The organism is Sulfolobus acidocaldarius SUSAZ, assembly GCA_000508305.1.
GTDB classification, from domain to species: domain Archaea; phylum Thermoproteota; class Thermoprotei_A; order Sulfolobales; family Sulfolobaceae; genus Sulfolobus; species Sulfolobus acidocaldarius_A.
Genome location: CP006977.1, coordinates 2,024,852 through 2,049,732, shown reverse-complemented (window position 1 = coordinate 2,049,732; position 24,881 = coordinate 2,024,852). Strand labels below are relative to the sequence as shown.

Sequence of the window (24,881 nt, the reverse complement as noted above, 5' to 3'; positions counted from 1 at the left end):
AGAAATTTTTGTGTGCGGAATAATTGGAATAGTATGCTCAAAGGAAGATAAGAAGATCGCTGACAAAGTTATCTCTGCATTAAAGAGACTGGAGTATAGAGGATATGACAGTGTAGGCGTTGCATCACTTGATAATAATAAGTTGGAGGTAAGGAAGGCTAAGGGAACTGTAGAGGAGGTCATTAGTAAGAAGAAAGTCAGTGAGATGTCTGGTTACATATTTTTAGGTCACACAAGGTGGGCAACCCATGGTCCTCCTACAGACTATAACGCTCATCCCCATGTAGACTGTTCAGGTAAGATAGCTGTAATCCATAACGGTACTATAAAGAATTATAAGGAATTGAGAGAAGAACTTCAGACACTAGGACATGTATTCAAAAGTGATACGGATACAGAAATAATTCCACATTTAATTGAGGAATTTATGAAAAGAGGTATGGATCCCTATAGTGCGTTTAGGAATTCAATTAAGGCTTTAGAGGGAAGTTATGCAGTTTTAGCTGTTATTCATGGAGAAAAGAGAATATTCTTTGCTAAGAGGGACAATCCGTTAGTTATTGGTCTCGGGGAGAAGGAAAATTATATAGCTAGTGACATTCCTGCTTTTCTCTCATACACAAAGAGGATTTTAGTTATCAAGGATGGAGAACTTGGTTTTATCACAACATCGAATGTCTTTATAGAAGACAAGGACGGTAATCCGGTGGATCTATCAGATAGAGTAAGGGTAGTTGATTGGGATGTGGAAACTGCCTCTAAAGAAGGATATCCACATTTTATGATTAAGGAAATACACGAATCACCGAAATCAATCAGAGATACAGTAGACAGTCTAATTTCTGATCTTGACTTAATAGACAAAATTATAGCAGAAATGAAGAGTTCAGGAAGGATTGTAGTAGTAGGCGCTGGTACGAGTTACCACGCAGGATTGTATTTTTCCCTCTTATTGAGTAGGGAAGGAATGAATAGTTCTCCGTTGATAGCCTCAGAATATTATAATTTCAAGGCTAAGAAGGATGACTTAATATTTGCTATTAGTCAGAGCGGAGAAACTTTGGATCTACTACAGGCAGTTAGAAAGTTTAAAGAGGAAGGAGCTAGGATAGTATCTCTAACTAATGTTATAGAAAGTGCTTTACCAAGAGAAAGCAATTACAAAATCTATATGAGAGCAGGTCCCGAAATAAGTGTAGCTGCAACGAAGACATTTATAACACAGCTGATTTCTCTCCTTTTCATACACGCTAGATTAAGAAGGGACAATACTAATAAATTTAGGAGTGCTGACGCAGAAGTTGAAAGAGTTATAACTAGTGTAGAAGGTTATGCAAAACTTATTGGTGAGGAATTATCAAAGAAGACCAGTATATACTATTTAGGTAGAGGAATGTCTTTACCATTAGCTATGGAAGGGGCACTAAAAATAAAGGAAGTCGCGTATGTTCATGCTGAGGCATATCCTGCGGGTGAGAGTAAACATGGTCCCATATCACTAGTGGACAAAGGTTTTCCAATTGTGGCAATAAACGATGGTGAAATCACTGATCTGCTTAGAAATAACGTTATAGAGATGAAAGCTAGAGGCGCTAAAGCCTATGTGATTAGTGTAAATAAGAAAATAAGTGAAAGCGATGTTGAAATATATTTGGACTCTATTCAGTTTCCTGCTCTATCGATTTCCGTTGTACTTCAGTTAATTGCATATTATGCCTCTGTAAGTAAAGGACTAAATCCAGATAAACCTAGAAATTTAGCTAAAACTGTTACTGTAGAGTAATGTTTTTCTTACTTCTCTTCGAGAGTTGTAATGGTAGTGTAGATGGCAACATTAATGGATCTCCCCTCTTAATCTCCTCATTTAACTCATCTATGGTGTAACTTCTCTGTTCATTCTTTTCCCTTAGCTTTATTGTTAAGGAACCTGTCTTAACTTCCCTCTCCCCGAGTAGAACTATGAAGGGTATCCACTCCTTTCCAGCTCTGGCTATTTTTGAGCCAAGGTTGTCATTTATGTCGTCAATATCTACTCTCGCTTTAATGTAGCTAGCTATCTTGAATGCGTCTTGTAGGTAATCACTTTTAACAGGCAAGATTCTGACTTGGATTGGGTTCATCCATAAAGGCAACATAGGTGGAGCCTTAGTACTAGCGTTATAGAGGAAATAGTAGGTTAGTAAATTAACATCTATCTCCATATAATCCTTAGTCCTGTTTGCTACAACATATGAGTTCTTCGAGTCCTCAAATTTTTCTATTATACCGTCTATCCCGTTTTTTATCCTTACCTTAATCTTTGGCTCCTCATTTACACAAGGTAATCTTCGTCCTTGAGTGGAAGAGTAAATTATCCTGAACTCTCCTTCCTCAGGAATTCCATCTCCTTCAGTTATAAAATTAGGTTTAAACAGCTTCTTTAAGTATTCAATGGTAGCATTTCTCATAAATACACTATGTGGAGAGCTTGGAAAGCCAAATTTTTCACAAACTTTTATCTCCTCGCTTTTCTCATAATCCTCTTCGTGTCTTATTCTCTTACTTAATTCGCTTAATGGATGACCGTAACAGTTAATGTAAAATTGCTTGTACCAACCAAAAGGTGCCCTACTCACTTCTATGGTGACTTTCTTTGTCTCCTCTTCTAGCTGTCTCAGTATTTTAACAGCTATGTCTGGTTTCTCTAGGTTATCAGATAAATGGGCATATGGGTAAATGATTATACTAGAAGCCTTTACGTCACTAAAGACCTTACCTATTTCTTTTGCTGCCCTTTCTACTATTTTCTCGTCATCACCTTTTTCAACTGTCGTGAAAGCCACTAACACGTTCTCCTTTTCTAATGAAGAAGTTGTCGGCTCCTCAGGTTCTCTTATTGCCTTGTCTTTTATTGAAAAAGAGAATTTTGAGGCGTGAATTAGAAGAATTATCATAGGTTAATCTCCTTACCGTTTTCCGGCACTTCTACATTAACACCTATCTTCTCCTTTATTTCATTTGCAAGTGCTGAACTGCTAGAGGGGTCTCCATGAACTAAGATAACCTTCTCTAATTTTTTAGAACTTTTAATCATCTCTAACAATTGGGATTTACCTGCATGGCTTGAGAAATCAAAGATCTGGAACCTCGCCTTGAGCATGGGGGAATATTCATCAAACTTTCCTGTCTCCAATAACCTTCTTCCAGGAGTGTTCTCAGCCTGATAACTCACTAAGAATACCCCATTTCTGGTACTTTCAGCTATCTTCTTAAAGTAGTAAACTGCTGGACCGCCCTTCAACATGCCTGCACTACTCACTATTGCACCTTCACCCTTTATTGCCTTGTTCCTATCATTCCACCCATTTACATAACGATAGAACTTATGTGCTCTCTTTAAAGCATCATAATTATTGATAAACTCAGGGTTCTGTATCATCAATTCGGTTATCTCCTTAACCATGCCGTCATAATAAACGGGGTAATCAAATTTCTTATCTGCCAATAGAGCCAAAATTTCTTGACTCCTTGCTAAACTAAATGACGGTACAAGCACAACCCCCCCTCCTTCAACTATCTCCCTAACAGAATTGTAAAACTCCTCCTCCACTTCTTCCCTCTTTGGGTGGTTGTATTTTCCATAAGTGCTCTCGATTACAAGCACGTCTGCATCTGATAGGAAGTTGAGATCTGCTGGACCTACTAACTTCGTGTTAATGAGATTTGTGTCTCCTGTGTAAACAATGTTATGTTTATCTGTTTTCACTTTGATCATGGAACTTCCCGGAATATGACCAGCGTTGCCGAGTTCCACCTTAAAAGTGTCTATCTCAAATTCCTTGTAATAGTTCACTGTCCTGAAATTATCCATTGTTCTCTTTACTTCCATCCATTCAAAGGGTAGTCTAGCACCAGAAAGTTTGAGAAAGTCCTTTAACATTAACTCCGTGATCAATTTGGTCATCATGGTTCCAAACACTGGATAACTGCCCGATATTTGATATAGGGGCAAAGACCCGACGTGATCAAGATGTGAATGTGAGACTACGAAACCTTTTACTCTATTTGGTGTTTCCTGCAGAGGGAGGTTAGGGTTATCGTTCTGATCAAAGTTTACACCGTAATCTAAAATTATGGCTGAGTCTCCTTTACTTACTTCAATGGCTGCCCTCCCTACCTCTCTTCCTCCGCCCAGTATCTTCACTGAATCCATAGGCATTAATTCAACCGCCAAACTATTAAGTTTGAGTTAAGTAATATATTATGTGCCAAAATTCAATCCTAAGCAGATGAAGGACTTAGAGAGAATGCTTGGGTTGAAAACCGAGCAATTAAATGCAGTAAAGGTTACAATAGAACTCCAGGATAAGATACTAGTTATAGATAACCCTGTAGTAGTTAAGATGTTAGCTCAAGGACAGGAAGTATTTAGTGTAATGGGGAGTGCCAGAGAAGAGAGTAAACAACAGCAAAAGGTTGAGATTAAAGAGGAGGACGTAAAGTTCATAATGGAGCAGACCGGTAAGAGTGAGAAGGAAGCTAGGGAAGCATTGGAGAAATCTAATGGAGATATAGCAAAAGCCATTCTTGCGTTAACTGAGGGAGAAAATAAGTAGTCTGTACCTTATTTATGTATTTAATATTTAGTTAGCATCTCTTTAATTTTCATTTATTTGACGGGGTTATTCTGTATAGAATTTTAAAATCTTCTGAAATGCAATCTAACTAGTTATCAAAATCCTCAAATGTAATTTGGTGGTTTAAAAATTCACTTAAGACTTCCTTAAGTTGGGCCCGCCGGGATTTGAACCCGGGACCACGGCGACCCGAACGCCGCATCCTAATCCTAGCTAGACCACGGGCCCCACTAATTTATTTTTCACATAATTAATAGATTTTTCTGTGGACTACATCATTGAATCGTTGGCAAAGAGGATTGTAGGAGATATTGGATTTAGTGATAATCCAGGTGCCTCAATGAGAAAATGGAGAGATATTTTTCATGTTTCTCAGGGGGAGTTGGCTAGATATCTAGGTATATCCCAATCAGTAATAGCCGATTACGAGAAGGGTCGAAGAAAACCCGGAGTTGAATTTGTTAAAAGGTTCGTTTTAGCTCTTGTTAATATAGATATTGAAAGAGGTTACAATGTAATAAATGAGTTAATTAAAGGTTACACCTTAATGCTTCCTTTCATAGACGATTTAGGAGATTATAATTCTCCTGTGTCTATAGACGACATTGTAATGGCTGTCGATGGTATATTACCCAACTCCTCAATCCCTGAGACCAGTGTCTTCGGTTGGTTAATCACAGATAGTATAAAGGCAATAACAAGCCTAAAGGGACTTGAATTTTATCAACTACTTAATTTCATGATAGGTAGAGTGGTAATTTTCACCAGTGTAAGTACTGGAAGATCACCGATGATCGCACTTAAAATTGCCCCTATTAAGCCATCTATAGTTGTTTTTCATAGACCCGTGAGAATTGATCCACTATCGCTGATGTTAGCCGAGAGAGATAACATAACCATAATAATATCTACGCTAAAGAACGTAGAGGATCTAAAGGAAAGAATAAGGAGGTTAAATAAATGAGGAGAGAATTTAGAGTGAACAAAGCTACTATTTTGGATAGAAACAGACCTCACTTAAATTAACATGATAAGCATCTTTTTATCCAAAGTACCAATAAATGACTTAGTGTGTTTTCCATTCTATAATAAACATGTATAGGGAAAATTGGAAATCTGAGATATACTAGGTAATAAACTTAATGAATTCTAAATAAAATTAAGAAACTGTATTTATACATTTTTTAAATTAGTAACTCTATTTACACATTCTGCAATACTAAATTATACCCTTTTATCGTGGAAAAGGTACATGTAGGTTTCAATATACACATTTATTAAATGTGGACCGGCCGGGATTTGAACCCGGGACCTCTTGGGTGCGAGCCAAGCACTCTTCCAGGCTGAGCTACCGGCCCATGAAATCTAATATGACTCCTACCCAATTTAATTTTTTCGTATTAGACGTATCCGATAATGCTGACCTCCTCCCCGCCCTAAAGGGCGAGGCTTTCATTCTTTTGTCATCTCTTGATTTTACCAACTTTTGAAGTTCTGAATAAGAACTCTTCCTCCTATCCTAGTGCTCAGTTGTAGAGACTTACTAAGGTTTGATTTTTGGGTAAGAAGTTAGTTCTAATTAACTGTATAATTTGTGTATTCACATGAGTAAAGGCTAAAAAAGGTTTCTCCTTTTTAGAGCTTTCTTATAATGTTTTTAAATTTTCATTCGAATGTGATAACTTGATGTTAATAGAAACTGCTGCTGAAGTATATTTGAAGGAAGGAGATGAGTTTTTAGGTTTGGGTGATTTGGTTCAGGCTTCTGAGAAGTATTATAAGGCTTCTGAGAAGGCAATAAAACTTCTAGCAATAAAGCATCAAATTCCTGTTCTCAAAGACGTTAGAAAGGTTGATAGGTGGAGGGCGGATTTACTCTTCTTAGCTGTAAAGCAACTTTCGTTATACTATAAAGATTTGAGTGACATCTGGAAATCCGCCTGGATACTTCATGTGGAAGGGTTTCATGAAACCAGATTAAATAAGCACCACGAAGTATTATTCTATGCTAATCACGTTAAAAAACTAAGTAGAATAATAGCTACTGATTAAACCACTAAATGTCTACAAAATTGTTCATTACTCACAACATACAAATTAAACCTATATGAATAGCTAAACCTGTCAAGTCCAATGTAAGACGTGTCAACGTCGAGCTCATATCTGAAGTTTAGTACACAAGTTAATCTGAGAAGGAAAACTTCTGAACATAAAAATAGAATCCGTAAAAAATTTTTAATTAATATCTGTTCTTTCTTCACCTTCTCATTATCAAGAGCACGACTGCTACAATTACAATTACTATTATTACCACTATTATTACTGGAATCAACGGAAATCCTGAACTTGTTGAAGGCGTTGTAGAACCACTTTGTGAAGTAGTAATGGTTGAAGTGGAAGTTGTTGTCGTCGGACTACTAGTTGTTGTACTGCTAGTTGTACTAGTTGTACTAGTTGTTGTACTAGTTCCAGTGGTTACAGGCAACTGATATGTGTAAAATTCTATCGTTGTTCTGTTGCTCACTCCATTATAGTTTGCAACTAATGTTAAATTATATGTTCCAGTGTTGGTAGGTTTGAATACTACAGAGTAGTTACCATTACCTAACGACTTAACTGTTACCATGTTACCATTGATATACGCATTTACTGAGATGTTGTTCATAACCATTCCGCTAACTTTTACAGTAAAGTTAAACTCTATTGTTGAACCAACTGTAATGTTCTTTGTCAACTCATAACCTGTTTTGGTTGAGACCAGTGAGGTTTGTGTGCCATTAACTAAAACTACTGATGGAGTAATGCTCACGACTATGGGCTTTAAGTATACTGTCAGTTCTCCCTGCTGTGTAACAGTGAATACTGTTGAATTTGATAAATAGCCATTTGCTTTAACATATATTTCCACTTGGGTACCCTGCGGTAATTGAAGAGTGGTTAAACCTGTTGAATTTGTCTGCAAAGTAGTGATAAGGGACTTGGTAGTTACGTTATACACATCTATTGTAGCCCCTTGAATAGGAGAACCGTTCACTGAGAGCACTTTAAGAGTAGTAGTAACCAAGCTAATCTTACTAGATGTGCTCAAGTTAAGTACTGCATTACCATAAGGTCCAGTGACTTTAACTATTCCACTACTGAACTGAGGTAATTTTAGTATTATTGAGCTGTTGGAATAGCTCCACTGAGTATTTGTACCATAGACTGAGAGGCTGTATGGGGTTCCTAAAATTACATAATTACCTCCTGAAGTGTTAGTAAGTATGTATGTCTGTTCTTTTCCGTTAGTCAATACAGTTACGTTGTATACATTCTGGAAAGAGAACGGATAGTTTATTTGTAGATAAGTATTTCCTGATATGTTCTCTACAAATGCGCTTATTCCTCCTTGTCCAACGTATTTGACTGGAGACGGTAATGAAGAAGGTATGCCATAACTCACATTAATAAGTACTATACCGTAGACGTAAGAGTTAGGAATTTCTGTACCGTTTACAAACCCTGCGAAGACAGAGTAGTAATATGCGTAGTAAAGCCCCTGAGATATATTCTGTGGTACTATGATCAACAGCTTATTAGCTGGGCTTGGAAAAACGTAAGAGGTCTCCCAGTAGTTATTTGCCAAGTTTGTTATGAAACCTTGAGAGATTAAGTTGAGGTTTTGGACTTGTGGCGAGTAGGAATAGAAGAGACTGTAAACCTCGCCAGGATTAGCGTTGATAGTAATTAAAGTCGGTGTGCTATTTAGGTACATTACTCCATTAACTGCGTTCTGAACAGCTGTGACATTTATATTAACTGTCTCGCTATTAGCAGAAATTGTGTGCAAACCGGTGCTTAGTTGAAGTGAAATTGGTTTGTACGAGTATGGTGGTAGAGTAACGGTTGTGTATAGGGAGGAATCTAAATAAACAGGAATGGTAGCTTGTGTACTCCTGCTATTTATAACATAAAAAGTAAATGTTGCTTGGTTGGATGTGGTGAAAAGTGGAATAGTGGGTGGAGAGGAGCCAAATGGATTGACTAGATTATTTGGTGCAATGTAAACTCCCGCGTTGGAGCTCGTTGTCTGATTGCCTGCGGTAATCTGTGAGGTTAACAGTAGTGTATTCAGTGATAAGGAGAGGAGTATTAGACTTAGAATGCATATGGTTTTTGGCGTTTTCATGTTGACACTACTGTAACAAATTGAGTAAATAAAATTTCTCCGATGACTACAGCAGTATATGAAATCATATACTTCAATATGATAGTGCATGTATTTATTTAGTAAAGAAAGAGAATATTACAGTCATTTACAAAATGACGAAAGCCTCGCCCTTTAGGGCGGGGAGTGGGTCAGTTTAACCTAGTTAGTCTTTAAAGTATAAAGCCAACTCTGATATAACGCTTATTAATAGAATTAATAACTAATTCAGAGTAGATTTAAGTTCATTTATATCTAGAGTTTAATAGATAAGATAGTGTATACAGCTGTATAAAAGAGTTTTTAAACCATTTTCGCTTAGGTGTTTCCTTGAAAGTGAAAAGTATGAATAAACTCGTAGGTCTTCTTGTATCCTCTCTATTCCTAGCTTCAATATTAATTGGAATAGCTCCAGCAATAACAACGACAGCACTAACCCCACCAGTATCTGCAGGCGGAATACAGGCATACTTATTAACAGGTAACGGAGCTCCAGCTCCTGGTCTAGTCTTGTTTGTAGTTAATGTATCTAACGTTAATGTTCAAAGTTCTAACGTAACTAATGTAATATCCACAGTAGTATCTAACATTCAAATAAATGCTAAAACAGTGAATGCTCAGACACAACAAACTACAGGCTCAGTAACGGTAAGATTCCCAACCAGTGGTTATAGTGCATATTATGATTCTGTAGATAAAGTAGTATTTGTTGTAGTTAGCTTCCTATATCCATATGCAACGAGCTCAGCAAATATAACATTAACCTATCTGTCTAAGTACTTACCAGGTTTAGCAACTACTCAACCAATTAATGAGGCTGGTACCCCAGCATCTTCAGTTATGTCCACTCCCTTTAGTACTTTAATTGACACTTCTACTGGTCAGCAAATTTCCGGAACCAATCCAGTCCTCACAAGTTATGAGAGTTATACGACATCCGCTACTCAAAATATGCAGGAAGGAGTTGTTTCAGGAACATTGACTCCATTTACATTAGGTGGTCAAAGCTTTAGTGGTTCTACAGTACCTATAATATTATACGCACCATTCATATTCTCTAACAGTCCCTATCAAGCTGGATTATATAACCCAATGCAAGTAAACGGTAACCTAGGTTCATTATCAAATCAAGCTTATGATCATCCTGTAATATGGGGAAGAGCTCTAATCAACACAACATTAATTGATACATATGCAAGTGGTGCAGTTCCATTCACATTCCAGCTAAACTACTCAGTTCCAGGTCCACTAACAATAAATATGGCCCAAATGGCATGGATAGCGTCTATAAACAACTTACCTTCAAGCTTTACCTACTTATCGTATAGTTTCTCTAACGGTTACTCTAGTTTCTTAGGTATAATATCTAGCAGCTCAACCCTAGCTATGGGTACATCAAGTATAAGTCCATCAGGCAATTTCACTATAAATGGCAATAAATTCTACGTATACTTACTAGTAGTAGGTAGTACAAACTCCACATCGACAGCAGTAGAATATGTTAGTAAATTAGTAGTAGAATATCCAAATTCAACAACCTTCTTACCACAAAATGTAATAGTCACCACAAGTAAAAATAACGCAACTTTACCAGTCTATGAGATTGGTGGTCCAGCGGGTACAACAATTACATTGTCAGGTAATTGGTACAGCACTCCTTATAATGTTCAAATAACCGTCGGCTCTGCCCCAACTCTAGTTAATTATGTATCTCAGATACAATTGAGAGCTGTTGCTTATGAAGGAATCAGTGCATCAACCACTCTAGCTCCTTATTATTCTACTGCTATATTAAGTACTCCCCCATCTGAGATTAATATATTTGGTTCTTCTGAAATAAATGCTCAAGGAAGCTTAGCTGCAAATTCTGCCTCCGCCAAAGTAAGCTTGTTAACTAATGCAACCTTGAACTATCAGAATATACCTCTACAACAGTATAGTTTTAACGGAATTATTGTGACTCCAGGCTACCCCGCAATAAATGGTACGACAGCTATGGCTTATTTGATAGGAGCCCTCTACAACAAGACTACTTCTAATTATGTGCTATCCTTTGCCGGTTCTCAAGAGCCTATGCAGGCCATAAATAATAATTTAATACAAGTTACTACATTGTCTCCATTTTATCTAACTTTAGGAGCCCCATCAGTTCCAGCAACAGAAACGGGTACGTCTCCATTGCAGCTAGAATTCTTCACTGTTCCATCTACATCTTACATAGCCTTAGTTGATTTTGGATTATGGGGTAATCTGACTAGCGTAACAGTCTCCGCTTATGATACTGTAAATAATAAAGTAAGTGTAAATCTAGGTTACTTCTATGGTGTTGTTATACCTCCAAGCATTTCGACAGCACCTTATAACTATCAGAACTTCATCTGTCCAAATAACTATGTTACTGTGACAATATATGATCCAGATGCAGTATTAGACCCATATCCATCTGGAAGCTTTACTACATCTTCGTTGCTATTAAAGTATGGTAATATGAATGTAACAGGTGCTATTATATTCCCAGGGAGTAGTGTATACAGTCCAACAGGTGTATTTGGTTACAGTAACTATGTGCAGGGTAGTCCAGTAACTACGTTCACTTATACTGCTCAATCTGGTCCATTCTCTCCTGTGGCATTAACAGGCAACTTCACCTATCTGGCTCAATATGCTGATAATAACCCAACTGACAATTACTACTTCATACAGACAGTTAATACAAGGCCTGTATTCAATGGTGGTCTATCAATTGTTGCATCTCCAGTTACTGCTTCATTACCATCATCTACTACAAGCCCTGGATTTATGTATTTACTGCCAAATGCATCTCAAGTACCATCGCCTTTACCAGGTATGGCAACGCCTAACTATAATTTGAATATATATATTACTTACAAAGTGGATGGTGCTGTTGTAGGTACTAATCTCCTTAATGGATTGTACATTGCATCTCAGAATACTCTAATATATGTAGTTCCAAACGCTAGCTTCGTAGGTTCAAGTATCAAATTAACATACACTACGACAGACTATGCTGTTTTACACTACTTCTACTCATCAAAGCAGTATGAAGTGTTTACAACAGTTAGTGTACCTAATGTAGCTGCCAGCTTATACTTCCCATCTCCCACAACTCCACTGTACCAGATAAGTGTACCATTGTACTTAAGCGAACCTTATTATGGTAGCCCATTACCAACGTATATAGGTATAGGCACAAATGGCACTGCATTATGGAATTCACCAAACTACGTCTTATTTGGTGCGTCTGCAGTTCAGCAGTACCTAGGTTTCATAAAGACTATATCAATAACATTGGGTAATGGTACTACTGTAGTTATACCTTTAACAACTAACAACATACAAACCTTATTCACTCAGTTAATTGGACAAGAATTGCAGGCATGTAATGGTACATTCCAGTTTGGAATAAGTATAAGTGGATTAGAGAAATTACTAAATCTAAATGTACAGCAGTTGAATAATAGTATATTGAATGTCACTTATCATGACTTCGTGACAGGTGAGACTTTAACAGCAACAACAAAGTTAGTAGCTTTGTCCACATTGAGTTTGGTGTCAAAAGGCTCTGGTGTAGTGCAGTTCTTATTGACTGCCTATCCGTATACAGGCAATATAACTTTCGCCCCACCATGGTTCATAGCTGAGAATGTTGCAAAGCAGCCCTTCCTAACTTATAGTGATTTACAATTTGCCAAGACGAATCCAAGTAACATATTATCATTAAGTACAGTGAATATAACTCTGGTTGGATTAGGTGGTGAAGCATCTGTTTACTATAATTCGATTAGTGGACAAACTGTAGTAACTAACATATATGGACAGACTGTTGCAACATTATCCGGAAACGTATTACCAACATTAACTGAATTAGCCGCAGGCAACGGTACATTTACTGGAAGCTTACAGTTTACTATAATTCCAAACAATACTGTTGTTCAAGTACCAAGTTCGTTAACTAAGACTTCGTTTGCGGTTTACACTAACGGTAGTTTAGCTATTGTTTTGAATGGTCAAGCATACTCACTAGGACCAGCTGGCTTATTCCTGTTACCATTTGTAACCTATACTGGATCAGCTATAGGTGCTAACGCTACTGCAATTATAACTGTATCTGATGGTGTCACAACTTCGACTACTCAAGTTCCAATAACTGCTGAGAACTTCACTCCAATTAGGTTAGCTCCATTCCAGGTTCCTGCTCAAGTTCCACTATCAAATGCTCCAAAGCTCAAGTATGAATATAATAGCTCTATAGTAATTACTCCACAGCAGCAAGTCGTAAAGATATATGTAACTAGCATATTACCATATCCACAGGAATTCCAGATACAGGCTTTCGTATATCCAGCATCTCAGTTTAATGTACAGACTGGAAGTCCAACTGCAGCACCAGTGTACTTCTCATACTCTGCTGTAAGAGCCTATCCCGCGTTAGGTATAGGTACTAGTGTACCAAACTTACTAGTGTATGTGCAGTTACAAGGAATATCTAACTTACCTGCTGGCAAATACGTTATAGTATTAAGCGCAGTACCATTTGCAGGCGGTCCAGTGCTATCTGAATACCCAGCACAGTTAATATTTACTAACGTAACATTAGCTGAATGATGGGAAAAATGTTTTTAAGTAAATCCTTTTTTAAATTTTTCTCAATTTATAACAGATCGGGTGTATGTGTATGAACAAGAGTTTGGCAATACTAACTCCCATTGTGTTATTGAGCTTAGTTTTAGCTCCAATAGCAATTTCAGCTGTAACTATAAATGGGATAACTTTTTACAGTCCTGTGCCGAACCAGACTTACAAATATGGACAGCAATTGGTGCTTAGCATACAGTCGCAACCTAATGCCTTAGTTACCCTTTACGTATATGACCCTAAGGGCAATGTAGTATACAATAACGTTTATCAAACTAACTCGAGTGGAGGTTTAACGACTACTATAGCAACTTTTGGATCTACTCCTGGATTTACTACCGTAGGGACTTATACCGTCAGCTTGTCCGTCCAGGGGACAACATCTGAGAGCGCATCTGTGAATGTGCAATATATACCATTAACCTCAACAATAACAGCTACAGTAGTAAATCAGGAAGGCTCCCCATTGGCTGGGGCAACTGTACAGCTTTACAATACAACAGCAGGTTCAAACACTTTAGTAGCTACTCAAACTACTAACTCTCAAGGTGTTGCTTCTTTCACTGTATTATCGTTCCCAGGAGTTACTCAGACATTTAAGTTGGTAGCTTCACTTCAGGGATATGCTACTGGTACTGCCTCAGTAAGTATAACTGGTCAGCAAAACGCTAGTGTAACAATTACACTTGTTCCTGCTGTGGTAACTATAGCTCCAATGTATGTGATACAGAATGGTACTGTAATTGGTAGTGGTCCTTCCTTATCTAATATTGTGACATATCAGGGTCTCCCAGCGTATATATTAGCTCAGGTATCCTTTGCGGGTCAGCCAGTTACAACTGCTTCAGTCTCAGCGCAGGTGTATTATCCTACGGGGACGCAGACAGTTACAGCTTCAGTAATTAGCTCTGGCAAGTATGCTGGTATGTATAACATAACAATTATGCCTCCCACAGAGTCTGTCCAGAACTATGTATTCCAGCTCTTAATAGTCGCTAACTATACAACTTCTTCAGGTCAAACATTATCTACAAATTATTTAATGAGCGTACAAGCTAATCAGAATCTTCAGGCTTTAGTGAATAAAGACATAAGTAGTTTAGTACAGAATATAACTAACTTGGAGAACACGGTAAGCAACTTACAGACTCAGATATCTACTCTTAACAGCTCTCTAAGCTCATTATCGCAAAGGATCACCAGTTTGCAAAACACCTTAGCCTCATTAAATTCAACTATAAGCTCCTTGAGTGGTACTGCTAGTTCACTAAGTAGTCAGTTAAATGCATTACAAGGTAAAATTAGTAGCTTAAATAGTAGTATAGCCAATTTGAGTGGCCAGTTGAACAGCCTACAGAATAAAGTAAATAGTTTAACACCATTAGTATACGGCGGTATTATAGCTGGTATAATAGGCTTGATAGTTGCAATAGTTGCGATAGTTTTGGTTTATAGGAAGATAAGTTAAAAAGATATTAATTTTTTTACGTACTACTTTTTTATTCTTTGTGATTTTCTCAAGTCATATATTTTTAGTTGAAAAATATTTCTGTCAGGTAAAAATCCACTTTCTATCATACAAGTAAGACTCTTACTAATTTCCTTTCTAATTCAAAAACAATATAGGTTATGATAGTAAACTATACTTTATGGATGAAAGAGACGAGATTTTAGTTAAGTTGAAAGAGGCAGTAGACAAGTTTGTGTCTAATGAGAAGTCTCACCAATTAATACCAGAGGTTAAGACTAATTTGGGTTACTCACTTTCAAATGCTAAGGACATAAATGATGTGGCAGCCATTCCTGGAAGACTTACAGTGGCATTTAATAGGGTAATCTATTGTTTACCTCCATCCTTTGGCGCTTCTGACCACATAGCGAGAGTGATACTGACTTCAATGAAATACGATAGAGAAAAGAGGAGTGCAATAAATCTAAAGTACTACCAAGAGATTGTAGATAATTTACCTAGGGATCAGGTTTTCATTTTTAACAGGAGAGAGGAACCTGCAGAACAGAAGACAAAGGAGAGAAAAACAATGAACTATATGGTTGAACTGGCTTATAATGCACTGAGGAAGATACCTAATTATATTGTTGACCTTGGCGATTTCGGTAAGGAGCCTGGAATTTTCGTAATCGACATTGATCCTATGAAAGTAGTAGAGAAGAGTCTAAAACTATTGGACTTCTTGAATAACTAAATTTAGACCTGGGTTACTGTTTTCTCTCCTTTACTTTTTATAGCTTCTTCCACTAGAGTCATGCATTTCTCAAGATCTGTAATAAGTTGGTTTAAAACTTTATCATCAATCTTTTTCCTGTTAATATGTACTGTTAGTCCAATATTAAATAACAAGTCAATAACTCTCCTCTTCAAAGGATCTCTTGTAAAGAGTGACTCTATCTCTATCTTAATTTCCTCAACTTTCTTTACTCCTTTATCTGTAAGGCTATATATCTTTTTACCGTCTCTCTCTTGTATTATTATGTATCCATCCCTTGCCAGACTCCTGAGTACAGGATAAATTGAGCCAGTACTAGGTCTGTAAAATCCTTCCGCTTTAGTTTCTATACTCTTTATGATCTCGTATAGATACATAGGTTTTTCAGCTAATGAACTTAAAACTAAGAGCCTTAGTGTTCCTCTTCTTACTCTATCTGATACTATCTTTTTCATACTCATATTTGATAATTTACCACTTTAGATTTAAAAACTGTCTTTTCAATTAAACGATATAAGTATCCTAAATTGAAATTAAATATTAAAAACAATTTTAGTCTTATCCTTTTAAGGTTACTCAATCGGGTAAAGAGTAAACATGTTTTCAGCTGTGGTCCTGAACTCACCTAATCGTTAGTGCTCGGCGTCATCATCAGAATAGGAGAGGTCTTCATCTTAATCTGACTCTTCCCACATCATCATCAGTACTAACCGTTTCGCTCATCACTCGCTCGGGTGGAACATCTTCATTTAGTTTAATTTTAATTTCTCTCATCTAAATATTTACTGATGCTATTAGATGAAATAATCGACGAGTTAAGGCATTCATTAAAAGGTAAAAAGGTTGTAAATAATTGCATTGGTGTGGCTTATACTTCAGTTATGTTGAGTGATGGCTCCTTAGGGATTTCCCATACCGTCACTGAAGGTGAAAACTCACTCTGCGGTGAAGTTTTTGGTAATGACGCAGTAAGCTTAGTGGAAAGCTTGAAGAACTCACCTATAGAGAGGTCAGTGTCTGTTGCAATATTAAACAGTGTGGGAAATATTGAGGGCTACGAGAATGGGGATCCTATAGATGTATTGGAAGGGAATAAGCTCTGTGTATTTGGTTACTCACCAGGAACAGTTACAAATAGGTTCGTATCCGTAACTATATACGACTTCTGGAATCCTCCCCAAAGATCCTTTGATAATGTTACAGTGAAGCCTTTCTCGTCATTTACCTCAGAGACATGCGACAGTACGGTAATATTTGGTTCAGCTCTTGTAGTGGGGAATATTGAGAAGATTTTAGCCTCTATATCAACTGATCATCTCATCTTAAGTGGTATATCATCTGTCTACGCCCCTATTACCCTAAAGAAATACGGATTTGATTATATCGGAAAAGTGATTGCTGTGGACAAGATAAAGGCACTAAGAGTAGTGTGTGAAGGAGGATTAGCAAAGCATCTCTCTAGATTTACTAAGAAAGTTTATGTGAAGTTATAGGGCTTTAATTAGAGTTGTCTTGTATTCACTGAGAACTTGAAACTACTTATAGTTCACTCTGCACTTCATCAATTTTTACGCACTTTCCCTTATATACTACAGCATTCTTATCTTCACAGTTAATTTCTTTCACAACCTCAACTCTAATATCATCCTTGATTTCCTCTCTGCTCTTTATTAACTCATTAATCTTCAAGTAAGCTATAGCGACTCTTGGAATTACTCTAATGTCGTTTCCGCCTATTGTATAACTTGCCTCCATAGCCTTCTTTGCTTCTAAAAGGTAAGTTTCATCATTGTTCAGTGACCAAAGCTGAGAGAGAAATATTGCTGTTTCTGAATTGGATATTGGTTCATAAAATTCCTCTTTGGTTACCTCATCTAATGGCTTTACGTCTCTAAACCCTAAATCACCTCTTAAATTGTCTTTAATGTAAGTGTAAACTTTCATAGCCAAGTCAAGGTACTTTTGATCCCAAGTCTTCTTATATACTCTCAGTAGAGCCTGTCCTACTAATGCCTGATCTATGAGTAGCCCATTTACTTCTTTTCTTATACTTCTGTAAACACTCCCGTCACTGTTTATTCTCTCAAGTAGCTTTGATATCACATCGTCGTTGAATAGACCAAGTATTGTTGATATTGCTAAAGTTGATGTGTAGTAATGCTCTACGTCAGGTTTCTTTCCAGTTAAAACATACTCTGCAAATGGGTCTAATGGTAAGGCTCTTTCCAGTACTTTCTCATACTCTTTGTGGATTTTAGCGTAAAACCTTAGAAACTGTGCTCCCCTAAAGTCTAACTGACCGCCGTCTAATGCGTAGTTGACCACCTCATAGAAATCAGCAGTGTTAATTTCTCTTGTTGAGGAAATTTTATCGATTTTGAATCCCTTTATTTTGTTTCTGTTGTCATAGATCTCTCTTAACTTAGCTTGTATGTAGTCAATGTTTTCTGACTCTATAATTCCTATAAGTTCACCACTTGTATTTATTATACCTATTGAGGGTACAATTCCCCTACTGAATCTAACTGTGTAAAAGAGATATTCATTTGCATTTGCCCTTAAAAAATAATATTTCTGAGAGATCGTCGATTTCAAAATTTTATTATATAAATCCTCACAGTTTGCACAGTTTTCAGTATCAAAGAAGAATGCGATAAGTTTATCATAAAATTTGGCATCACTAATCATATTCTTTTGTATCATAAGTACCTTAATGTCCGTCTTACTTTAATGTCTTTTCGTTCTATCTTAATAGCTATGTGAAGGGGGTGACATTGTATAAAATAAAAAATTTATAATTCTATACGTAACACCACATTATATTATCTTATTAAATTCATGGCATATTCTAGTTTTCTAATCATACCCTTGAATCCATTGTAAAGTATACAACTCCTTAATTTTACTAACTGTAAATATCTTTGACACTCTCTAGTATCTTAAGTGTTTAATGCTTGGTAAGCTTTTCCAGTGGTAATATTTCCTACCCTCCTTTTTACGACAGGAATATCAGGATTTTTAGGTCAGGAAGTTCACAATTTATCTTTCATTAAGATCCGTTAATTTTAACCCTTCTACTCTAACTCTAAATCCAGTAACCTATGTTATAAACTAAGCCGTTACATTTGTCTTCAAACTTTTTATGACTTTCATATGTTTTCTTCGAGAGCCTGCTATCCCCAATAAGTTAGTTATTATAATTTATAGATGTTTATGCGTCAAATAGATTATTGGACTTAACTTTTTGGTAAAACTTTTATTACTCTGGGAGAAAGTTCCATTATGAGCAGACCTCAGACCAAATGGAGCTGTGGATTGTGTGGAAAGCCGATTTATTGGGACGAACTATTTACCTTTATGTCAAACAAGGCAGTTGTTCATTATACGTGCTTTAAGGAAAAAGCTTCTAGCACTAGTAAAGTAGATAAAGATGTAATGAAGGTGATTCTAGATTCTCTTGAAGACGAGCTTAATAAGATAGTTGTATATAAGCAAAGGCTATCTAAGGTTAATGATGAGGAGGTAAAGAAAGTTCTTGATCAGACAGAGAAAGATGCAGAGAAGAATGCCGCTTTATTTACGAGACTTGTAGAGAAGATGAGTAATGTTTTAGGCTGAAATTATAGAGTCATTTTTTAAATATTTACAAAATGATGAAAGCCTCGCCTTTTAAGGCGGGGAGGAAGTCAGCTATAATACTAATAAGTGAATCTCTTTGCATAATTCCACACTGAAAACATCAAGCCATTTTATTTTGTAAGTACAATTATATATTAAATGAAAATTAAGCTTGTGTCATATTCAAAAGATGGAGAGAGGGTTGTAGCAATAGCAGCTAAGATGAGTAGATCTCGTAAAGGATGGGACTACCACGAGAAGGAGATGACTGATGATGAGATCGAGACGTGGATTAGAGACTCCATTATACATGGCTATTGGTCGGTGTTAGAGCACTCTGTCTACACATTCTCTATTGAAGAGATATCGCGTGTTGCTTCTCATCAACTAGTTAGGCACAGGGTTGCCTCTTACACTCAGATGTCTCACCGTTTTGCTAAGCCTGTGGACAAGTACTATAAGCCCATCACTCCACCAAGCACAGAGAAGAGGGGGAAAGAAGTAATGGACAGGGCTTACCAAGATGCTTATAACTACTTTTACCAACTCCTGGAGAAAGGCGTACCAGAAGAAGACGCTAGGTATGTATTACCCAACGGAGTGAATACTAACATTGTGGTCACAATGAACGCTCGCGAGTTATATAATTTCTTTGGGTTAAGGCTTTGTAGTAGGGCACAGTGGGAGATAAGGGCTATAGCATGGAAAATGCTAGATGAGGCCAAGAGAGTGCATCCTCGCCTCTTTAAATATGCTGGACCAAATTGCATAATCCACGAAAACTTCATAAGAGAGAACCCCATCACTTTGGAGGATATAGATAACACTATTTTCATCTCTCAGAGGTGTATAGAGGGAGTAACAAGAGAGGGTATACCGAAATGTGTGAAGAATGCAAGAAGTATACTTGTTAGTGAAGATAGGGTAGTTATGGGCAAATAATACTAAACAGATTTATTATGCTTTTTTTATTAAACTATTTTTTGTAATAAACATTAATCGTGCGTAGTTTTAGTTTATTAGTCTTTTGGGATTGAAACTATATTAACATTTCCGTCTAATAATTTATATTCTGGTCAATAGAATCCGTAAATAAATTGTCATTTTCACCGCAGAATATTCCAATTTTTCCATTCTAATTATCATTAGGAAACTATTTTAGGATAGTGTTATGAATAGTACTTATGGCTCTCACTCAAGCAATTCTAGCATTTGGACTTCCATCAGTATTACTATTTGTAGTAGGGTATGGGACTTACAGAATACTGTATATTGCATTACAGGGACAATATAATCCTGTGAAGGTCAGCAGATTCGAGGCAGGAAATATACCATTTGGTGAGGGAAGATTATGGTTCCCTCTACAATACTATGGATATCTTCTCATTTACACATCCATTGAGCCAATAGTTGTTATATTATTTTCATTAGCTCAAGCGTATTACTATACCTCAACAACACTTTTCACTAATCTTTTAATTATAACATTAGTCTCTATAGCATTACTTTATCCTGTCTTGTATTATGCTGTAAAGCAGATTAATGTAATTCAGTACTGGATAGTGAGGAGGTGAATGGGATGAGTGCTCCTAATGATAATCTTATAAAAATCATACAAGATCTGAATTCTAAATTTAAGGTAAATGGAAAGGTGGAAGGGACGAATAGGGCTACAATTATAGTTGATAAGTCACAGATATTTGAAATGGCAAATTATCTTAAGCAGGTAGGATTTGACCATGTTAAGGCTGTAACAGGTATAGATTATCCTGAGACAGAGGAATTTGAAGTAGTATATCATATTTCGTCCTATTCAGATCTGGCGTTGGCAAAAGTTATTGTAGCTTTGAGGGAGAAGACAAGTTATAAGGATCCTGTATTTCCGTCTCTCTTCAAGGTATGGGAGAGTGTTTGGACTGGAGAGAGAGAAACGTATGAGATGTTAGGCATTGTGTTTGAGGGTCATCCTGAATTACGGAGAATGTTTTTAGATGAAGATTTTGATGGTGTATATCCCTTGAGGAAGAGTTATAAATTAAAACAGGAGGGTGTCTTTGTTGACAAGCCAGCTTGAACCATCTTTTGGAGTAGAAATCATCCCCATAGAAGGAGAGTTAAATGTTGGTCCTCAGCATCCTGGATCAGGGCATATGAGGATTTACGTGAAACTCAATGGTGATATAATTGAAGATGTTGACTTAGATGTGGGATATGTCCACAGGTCCGTGGAAAAGCTAAGTGAAGTCAGAAACTACATGCATCTTATACCTTTGATAGAAAGACCTGCCATACTGGATTCTATACACATGAATCTAGGATATATAATGGCTGTTGAGAAAATATTAAATGTAGACGTTCCAGAGAGGGCACAGTATTTAAGGACTTTGGTAGCGGAAGTGAATAGAATTGCTAGCCACCTCTACGGTATGGGTATATTAGCAGTATTCTTAGGTCATTCAACAGGTTTCATGTGGGGATTTGGAGATAGAGAGGTATGGGTTGAAATTCTCCAGGCTATTACAGGTGCCAGGGTAACAAACTCTTACATAATACCGGGTGGTGTGAGAAGAGATCTGACTCCTGCTATAAAAGAAATGATAGAAAAGGCAATAGTGTATCAGAGGAAGAAAATACAGGACTGGTACAGGATTCTCGTGAACAACCCTAATATTAAGGCTAGATTAGAGAATGTCGGTGTAATGAGCAAGGAGAATGCGATAAAATGGGGAGCAGTGGGACCAAACTTGAGAGCGTCTGGAGTGTATTATGATGTCAGGAAGATAGAGCCTTATGGCGCATATGACAAGGTGGATTTTGAAATACCAATGTATAAGGAGGGGGATGCTTATGCTAGGACATTGGTTAGGTTCGAAGAAATGGAGCAGAGTATGAGGATATTAGAGCAGGTTATTAAGCAGATACCTGATGGTAACATTTTAAGCGATAGATTCTTTAAGCAAATTCCACCTGTTAGACTTAAGAAATGGTGGGAGGGTCAGAGAAGAGTGGTATTTCCAGGTTATTACGCCTCTTTTAGACCTCCTAAGGGTGAGGCGATTAGTAGAGTTGAAGCTGGAAGAGGTGAATTAGCTTACTATATCATAAGTGATGGGTCTCCCAAGCCCTACAGGCTTAGGATGATTACACCTTCATACAGGCTTATCTACGTTTTCAAAGAGTTGTGCAAAGGAGCTAGATATGCTGATTTAGTTGCGATTTATGGTAGCTTAGATTACTTCCCTCCGGAGGCTGATAGGTAATGAGTCTGTTACAAGCTCTCCAATATTATTTCTTTTACCCTTCATTTTTTGGAGTTATAATATTCCCAGGATTGATATTTACGGTGATAATTTTACTACTCACCATTTGGTTTGAGAGGAAAATTGCTGCAATTGTGCAGATGAGAGTTGGTCCACTATATGTATCTAAGAGAGCTGGTGGTATCTTACAATTGGTTGCTGATGCAATAAGACTAGCGTTCTCGGAGATTATAGTGCCTAGAGATGTAAACGCGGTATTGTTTGGACTAGTCCCAATAGCCATTCTAGTATTCTCAATATTGCCCTTGGCTGTTATACCATTCTCTGCAATACCTGCATCAGGCTCAATACTATCCTCTTACTTCCATGCATTCTATGATCCTTCAATAGGAAAAGGAGTTTTCGTGGGATTCTTTGTAAACTATAACATGATTTTAGCTTTGGGTATACTGGCCATAGTCCCAGTATTCATACTTCTACAGGCTTGGGTTACAAATAATAGGTTTGCTATAGTTGGTGCAGTTAGAGAAGCTCTACTTTCTGTTTCCTATGATGTATTGATTGTTATATCTGTTGTGGCAATAGCTATTGAGTATCATACTTTGGATATGGCTAAAGTTGTGGAGACAGGAGTACCTGGCGCTATAGCTAACCCGCTAGCTGCATTTGTGTTCTTTATTGGCATGATCATAGGAACAGGTAGGTTTCCATTCGAGATTGTAGAGGCTGAGAGTGAGTTAGTTATAGGTCCTGCTACAGAATATAGTGGTTTTCTCTTCATATTGTCAATGGGAGGAAGTTATATAGAGACCTTTGCTCTCTCCTATATCTTCTCTAACTTATTCCTAAATGGATGGTTGCCATTTGGAGGTATGCTAGGTGCCATTATGGTTTCCATAAAATCAATAATAGTACTTTGGTTCTCGGTATTTTTGAGGAGTGTTTATGGAAGATACAGGATAGATCAGGCTCTTAAGATATCTTGGAAATACATTCTCCCAATCGCATTTGCATCCTTAATTTTAGGTATAGTAGGTGGTTATTTATGGATCAGGTGAAAGAATATAAAAAAGATAATCTGTTAAAGGCGTTTGTAAACCATTTACAAGCAGTGGGCACTGGATTAAAGTATGCCGTTAAACCACAAAGGATTACCCTAAAGTATCCTGAGGAGGCTATAAGCCTTCCAACTGGATATAGGGGAATGATAAGACTCTACAAGGATATATGTATTGGCTGTACTCTATGTGCTCTTATATGTCCTGCAGACGCAATGAAAATGACTACTGAAGCAGGAAAGAAGTTACCAGTAATTAACTATGGTAGGTGTGTCTTCTGCGGTTTCTGTGTAGACGTATGTCCTGTAGACGCTTTAAGGGAGACTAGGGTTCATGACACCATATTCACTAATAGGAGAGATCTAGTATTCAGACCAGACAAATTTGACCAGGCTTATGATGAACCACCAGCAGAAAAGGTAGTAAGAAGAGTTAAACCTATAATAGATGAGAATAAGGGTATAAAATATGTCCGTGACGAGTGATTTTCAGCTGGCATTTCTATTACTTTTTTCAGTCTTTGCAATAGCATCTTCATTACTAATTGTTAGACAGAAGAATGTGTTCTATTCAGCTGTATCTTTGGGACTACTAGGAGTATCGGTAGCAGTTATTATAGCATTACTTAATCCAATAGCCTATTCATTTTACTCAGTTCTCCACCTAATACTTTATGTAGGTTCAGCTATAGTTTTTCTTTCAGTGTCGTTAGTTGTATTTAGAGGTTTGGAAGTAAAGGAAAGAAGAGTGGCTTGGGCTAGCATATTAGGTTTCATAACTGCGTTGGTTGTCTTCTTTGCATTTATCCTAACCTTTGTAGAAAACACACCTACGCCTTTACAAGCTCAAGTGTTTACTCTGAGTACATTCGCTAACACACTTCTCTCAGACTATTGGTTCCCGATTCTAATTCTAGTTATAGCTCTTGCAACTACACTCATTGAAGCCTTGTCTTTAGCTAGAGGTGGTAAGTAATGGAGTTTGGTTATATTGGTTTAATGGTTTCAGTAGTTCTAATCGGTATTTCAGTTTATGGTTTTCTAAACAGTAAAAATATAGTGAGAATATTTCTCTCATCAGAAATACTTGTAAATGCCTCAATCTTAATTGTTTTTTCCGTATCCTCATTAACTAATCAAGTTTATTTACCAATTTATTTTTCCCTTTTTGCAATTGGAATGGCTTTAGTGGAAATAGTTGTTGCATTCGCTGCGATATTTCTATACTACAGGAATAAAGGTTCTCTCGAGGTGGAGTAAAGG

General features: G+C 37.0%; 22 protein-coding genes and 2 tRNA genes. 17 read left to right on the top strand and 7 right to left on the bottom strand.

What is annotated here, in order from left to right:
- The first annotated feature begins 10 nt into the window (after nt 1-10).
- The gene (locus SUSAZ_11135) at nt 11-1,783 is read left to right on the top strand and encodes a glucosamine--fructose-6-phosphate aminotransferase (protein AHC52371.1); all 1,773 of its coding nucleotides are present in this window, start codon (nt 11-13) and stop codon (nt 1,781-1,783) included.
- Here SUSAZ_11135 and SUSAZ_11130 read toward each other — a convergent pair.
- Nucleotides 1,770-2,933 carry a Ser-tRNA(Thr) hydrolase gene (locus SUSAZ_11130; GenBank protein ID AHC52370.1) on the bottom strand — a complete coding sequence of 388 codons (1,164 nt, stop codon included), beginning with the start codon at nt 2,931-2,933 and terminating at the stop codon, nt 1,770-1,772. The two genes, SUSAZ_11135 and SUSAZ_11130, sit on opposite strands and share 14 nt — an antisense overlap.
- Complete coding sequence (locus SUSAZ_11125) at nt 2,930-4,192, bottom strand: beta-lactamase (GenBank protein AHC52369.1); 1,263 nt, start codon at nt 4,190-4,192, stop codon at nt 2,930-2,932. The genes SUSAZ_11130 and SUSAZ_11125 overlap by 4 nt, the downstream gene beginning before the upstream one ends.
- 52 nt (nt 4,193-4,244) lie before the next feature.
- On the opposite strand from SUSAZ_11125, the gene SUSAZ_11120 reads away from it, so the two are divergent.
- Nucleotides 4,245-4,595, top strand: a complete 351-nt coding sequence (locus SUSAZ_11120; protein AHC52368.1) for a NagC family transcriptional regulator — start codon at nt 4,245-4,247, stop codon at nt 4,593-4,595.
- Between the two features lie 173 nt (nt 4,596-4,768).
- Here SUSAZ_11120 and SUSAZ_11115 read toward each other — a convergent pair.
- Nucleotides 4,769-4,844 (bottom strand) — tRNA-Pro (locus SUSAZ_11115).
- A gap of 37 nt (nt 4,845-4,881) precedes the next feature.
- Between SUSAZ_11115 and SUSAZ_11110 the strand changes: the two genes are divergently transcribed.
- The gene (locus SUSAZ_11110; protein AHC52367.1) at nt 4,882-5,580 is read left to right on the top strand and encodes an XRE family transcriptional regulator; all 699 of its coding nucleotides are present in this window, start codon (nt 4,882-4,884) and stop codon (nt 5,578-5,580) included.
- Between the two features lie 320 nt (nt 5,581-5,900).
- On the opposite strand, the gene SUSAZ_11105 is transcribed toward SUSAZ_11110, so the two are convergent.
- Nucleotides 5,901-5,974 (bottom strand) — tRNA-Ala (locus SUSAZ_11105).
- Nucleotides 5,975-6,302: 328 nt separating this feature from the next.
- Here SUSAZ_11105 and SUSAZ_11100 point away from each other — a divergent pair.
- The gene (locus SUSAZ_11100) at nt 6,303-6,668 is read left to right on the top strand and encodes a hypothetical protein (GenBank protein AHC52366.1); all 366 of its coding nucleotides are present in this window, start codon (nt 6,303-6,305) and stop codon (nt 6,666-6,668) included.
- Nucleotides 6,669-6,873: 205 nt separating this feature from the next.
- On the opposite strand, the gene SUSAZ_11095 is transcribed toward SUSAZ_11100, so the two are convergent.
- Nucleotides 6,874-8,784 (bottom strand): hypothetical protein, encoded by a 1,911-nt coding sequence (locus SUSAZ_11095; protein ID AHC52678.1) that lies wholly within the window; start codon nt 8,782-8,784, stop codon nt 6,874-6,876.
- A 348-nt stretch (nt 8,785-9,132) separates the two neighbouring features.
- Between SUSAZ_11095 and SUSAZ_11090 the strand changes: the two genes are divergently transcribed.
- The 3 genes from SUSAZ_11090 (at nt 9,133) to SUSAZ_11080 (ending at nt 15,662) form a co-directional block, all read left to right on the top strand.
- The gene (locus tag SUSAZ_11090) at nt 9,133-13,428 is read left to right on the top strand and encodes a hypothetical protein (protein AHC52677.1); all 4,296 of its coding nucleotides are present in this window, start codon (nt 9,133-9,135) and stop codon (nt 13,426-13,428) included.
- A gap of 70 nt (nt 13,429-13,498) precedes the next feature.
- Nucleotides 13,499-14,926, top strand: a complete 1,428-nt coding sequence (locus SUSAZ_11085; protein AHC52676.1) for a hypothetical protein — start codon at nt 13,499-13,501, stop codon at nt 14,924-14,926.
- A gap of 181 nt (nt 14,927-15,107) precedes the next feature.
- A complete protein-coding gene (locus SUSAZ_11080; GenBank protein AHC52365.1) occupies nt 15,108-15,662 on the top strand; it encodes a phosphomethylpyrimidine kinase in 555 nt (184 codons plus the stop codon).
- Nucleotides 15,663-15,664: 2 nt separating this feature from the next.
- Here SUSAZ_11080 and SUSAZ_11075 read toward each other — a convergent pair whose 3' ends face one another.
- Nucleotides 15,665-16,144 carry a ParR family transcriptional regulator gene (locus SUSAZ_11075; GenBank protein ID AHC52364.1) on the bottom strand — a complete coding sequence of 160 codons (480 nt, stop codon included), beginning with the start codon at nt 16,142-16,144 and terminating at the stop codon, nt 15,665-15,667.
- A gap of 327 nt (nt 16,145-16,471) precedes the next feature.
- On the opposite strand from SUSAZ_11075, the gene SUSAZ_11070 reads away from it, so the two are divergent.
- Nucleotides 16,472-17,176: a hypothetical protein gene (locus tag SUSAZ_11070; protein AHC52363.1), complete on the top strand. Its 705-nt coding sequence runs from the start codon at nt 16,472-16,474 to the stop codon at nt 17,174-17,176.
- 46 nt (nt 17,177-17,222) lie between these two features.
- Here SUSAZ_11070 and SUSAZ_11065 read toward each other — a convergent pair whose 3' ends face one another.
- Nucleotides 17,223-18,371 (bottom strand): hypothetical protein, encoded by a 1,149-nt coding sequence (locus SUSAZ_11065; protein ID AHC52362.1) that lies wholly within the window; start codon nt 18,369-18,371, stop codon nt 17,223-17,225.
- A gap of 594 nt (nt 18,372-18,965) precedes the next feature.
- On the opposite strand from SUSAZ_11065, the gene SUSAZ_11060 reads away from it, so the two are divergent.
- From SUSAZ_11060 to SUSAZ_11020, 9 genes are all read left to right on the top strand, one after another.
- Entirely contained in the window at nt 18,966-19,301 is a 336-nt protein-coding gene (locus tag SUSAZ_11060) for a hypothetical protein (protein ID AHC52361.1), read from the top strand.
- 159 nt (nt 19,302-19,460) lie between these two features.
- Nucleotides 19,461-20,243: a thymidylate synthase gene (locus tag SUSAZ_11055; GenBank protein ID AHC52360.1), complete on the top strand. Its 783-nt coding sequence runs from the start codon at nt 19,461-19,463 to the stop codon at nt 20,241-20,243.
- Between the two features lie 242 nt (nt 20,244-20,485).
- Nucleotides 20,486-20,875, top strand: a complete 390-nt coding sequence (locus tag SUSAZ_11050) for an NADH dehydrogenase subunit A (GenBank protein AHC52359.1) — start codon at nt 20,486-20,488, stop codon at nt 20,873-20,875.
- A 5-nt stretch (nt 20,876-20,880) separates the two neighbouring features.
- Nucleotides 20,881-21,375 carry an NADH dehydrogenase subunit C gene (locus SUSAZ_11045; GenBank protein AHC52358.1) on the top strand — a complete coding sequence of 165 codons (495 nt, stop codon included), beginning with the start codon at nt 20,881-20,883 and terminating at the stop codon, nt 21,373-21,375.
- Nucleotides 21,359-22,561 (top strand): NADH dehydrogenase subunit D, encoded by a 1,203-nt coding sequence (locus tag SUSAZ_11040; protein ID AHC52357.1) that lies wholly within the window; start codon nt 21,359-21,361, stop codon nt 22,559-22,561. Before SUSAZ_11045 ends, SUSAZ_11040 begins: the two co-directional genes overlap by 17 nt.
- Nucleotides 22,561-23,619: an NADH:ubiquinone oxidoreductase subunit H gene (locus tag SUSAZ_11035; GenBank protein AHC52356.1), complete on the top strand. Its 1,059-nt coding sequence runs from the start codon at nt 22,561-22,563 to the stop codon at nt 23,617-23,619. The genes SUSAZ_11040 and SUSAZ_11035 overlap by 1 nt, the downstream gene beginning before the upstream one ends.
- Entirely contained in the window at nt 23,607-24,104 is a 498-nt protein-coding gene (locus tag SUSAZ_11030) for an NADH dehydrogenase subunit I (protein AHC52355.1), read from the top strand. The genes SUSAZ_11035 and SUSAZ_11030 overlap by 13 nt, the downstream gene beginning before the upstream one ends.
- Nucleotides 24,088-24,594 carry an NADH dehydrogenase subunit J gene (locus tag SUSAZ_11025; protein AHC52354.1) on the top strand — a complete coding sequence of 169 codons (507 nt, stop codon included), beginning with the start codon at nt 24,088-24,090 and terminating at the stop codon, nt 24,592-24,594. Before SUSAZ_11030 ends, SUSAZ_11025 begins: the two co-directional genes overlap by 17 nt.
- Nucleotides 24,594-24,878, top strand: a complete 285-nt coding sequence (locus SUSAZ_11020) for an NADH-ubiquinone oxidoreductase subunit 4L (GenBank protein ID AHC52353.1) — start codon at nt 24,594-24,596, stop codon at nt 24,876-24,878. Before SUSAZ_11025 ends, SUSAZ_11020 begins: the two co-directional genes overlap by 1 nt.
- The last annotated feature ends 3 nt before the right edge of the window (nt 24,879-24,881 follow it).

Coding starts and splice junctions, on each gene's coding strand:
- SUSAZ_11130 (AHC52370.1), bottom strand. CDS start 2,933: ATGATAATTCTTCTAATTCACGCCTCAAAATTCTCTTTTTCAATAAAA.
- SUSAZ_11125 (AHC52369.1), bottom strand. CDS start 4,192: ATGGATTCAGTGAAGATACTGGGCGGAGGAAGAGAGGTAGGGAGGGCA.
- SUSAZ_11100 (AHC52366.1), top strand. CDS start 6,303: ATGTTAATAGAAACTGCTGCTGAAGTATATTTGAAGGAAGGAGATGAG.
- SUSAZ_11095 (AHC52678.1), bottom strand. CDS start 8,784: ATGAAAACGCCAAAAACCATATGCATTCTAAGTCTAATACTCCTCTCC.
- SUSAZ_11085 (AHC52676.1), top strand. CDS start 13,499: ATGAACAAGAGTTTGGCAATACTAACTCCCATTGTGTTATTGAGCTTA.
- SUSAZ_11080 (AHC52365.1), top strand. CDS start 15,108: ATGGATGAAAGAGACGAGATTTTAGTTAAGTTGAAAGAGGCAGTAGAC.
- SUSAZ_11075 (AHC52364.1), bottom strand. CDS start 16,144: ATGAGTATGAAAAAGATAGTATCAGATAGAGTAAGAAGAGGAACACTA.
- SUSAZ_11070 (AHC52363.1), top strand. CDS start 16,472: ATGCTATTAGATGAAATAATCGACGAGTTAAGGCATTCATTAAAAGGT.
- SUSAZ_11065 (AHC52362.1), bottom strand. CDS start 18,371: ATGATTAGTGATGCCAAATTTTATGATAAACTTATCGCATTCTTCTTT.
- SUSAZ_11060 (AHC52361.1), top strand. CDS start 18,966: ATGAGCAGACCTCAGACCAAATGGAGCTGTGGATTGTGTGGAAAGCCG.
- SUSAZ_11055 (AHC52360.1), top strand. CDS start 19,461: ATGAAAATTAAGCTTGTGTCATATTCAAAAGATGGAGAGAGGGTTGTA.
- SUSAZ_11050 (AHC52359.1), top strand. CDS start 20,486: ATGGCTCTCACTCAAGCAATTCTAGCATTTGGACTTCCATCAGTATTA.
- SUSAZ_11045 (AHC52358.1), top strand. CDS start 20,881: ATGAGTGCTCCTAATGATAATCTTATAAAAATCATACAAGATCTGAAT.
- SUSAZ_11035 (AHC52356.1), top strand. CDS start 22,561: ATGAGTCTGTTACAAGCTCTCCAATATTATTTCTTTTACCCTTCATTT.
- SUSAZ_11030 (AHC52355.1), top strand. CDS start 23,607: ATGGATCAGGTGAAAGAATATAAAAAAGATAATCTGTTAAAGGCGTTT.
- SUSAZ_11025 (AHC52354.1), top strand. CDS start 24,088: ATGTCCGTGACGAGTGATTTTCAGCTGGCATTTCTATTACTTTTTTCA.
- SUSAZ_11020 (AHC52353.1), top strand. CDS start 24,594: ATGGAGTTTGGTTATATTGGTTTAATGGTTTCAGTAGTTCTAATCGGT.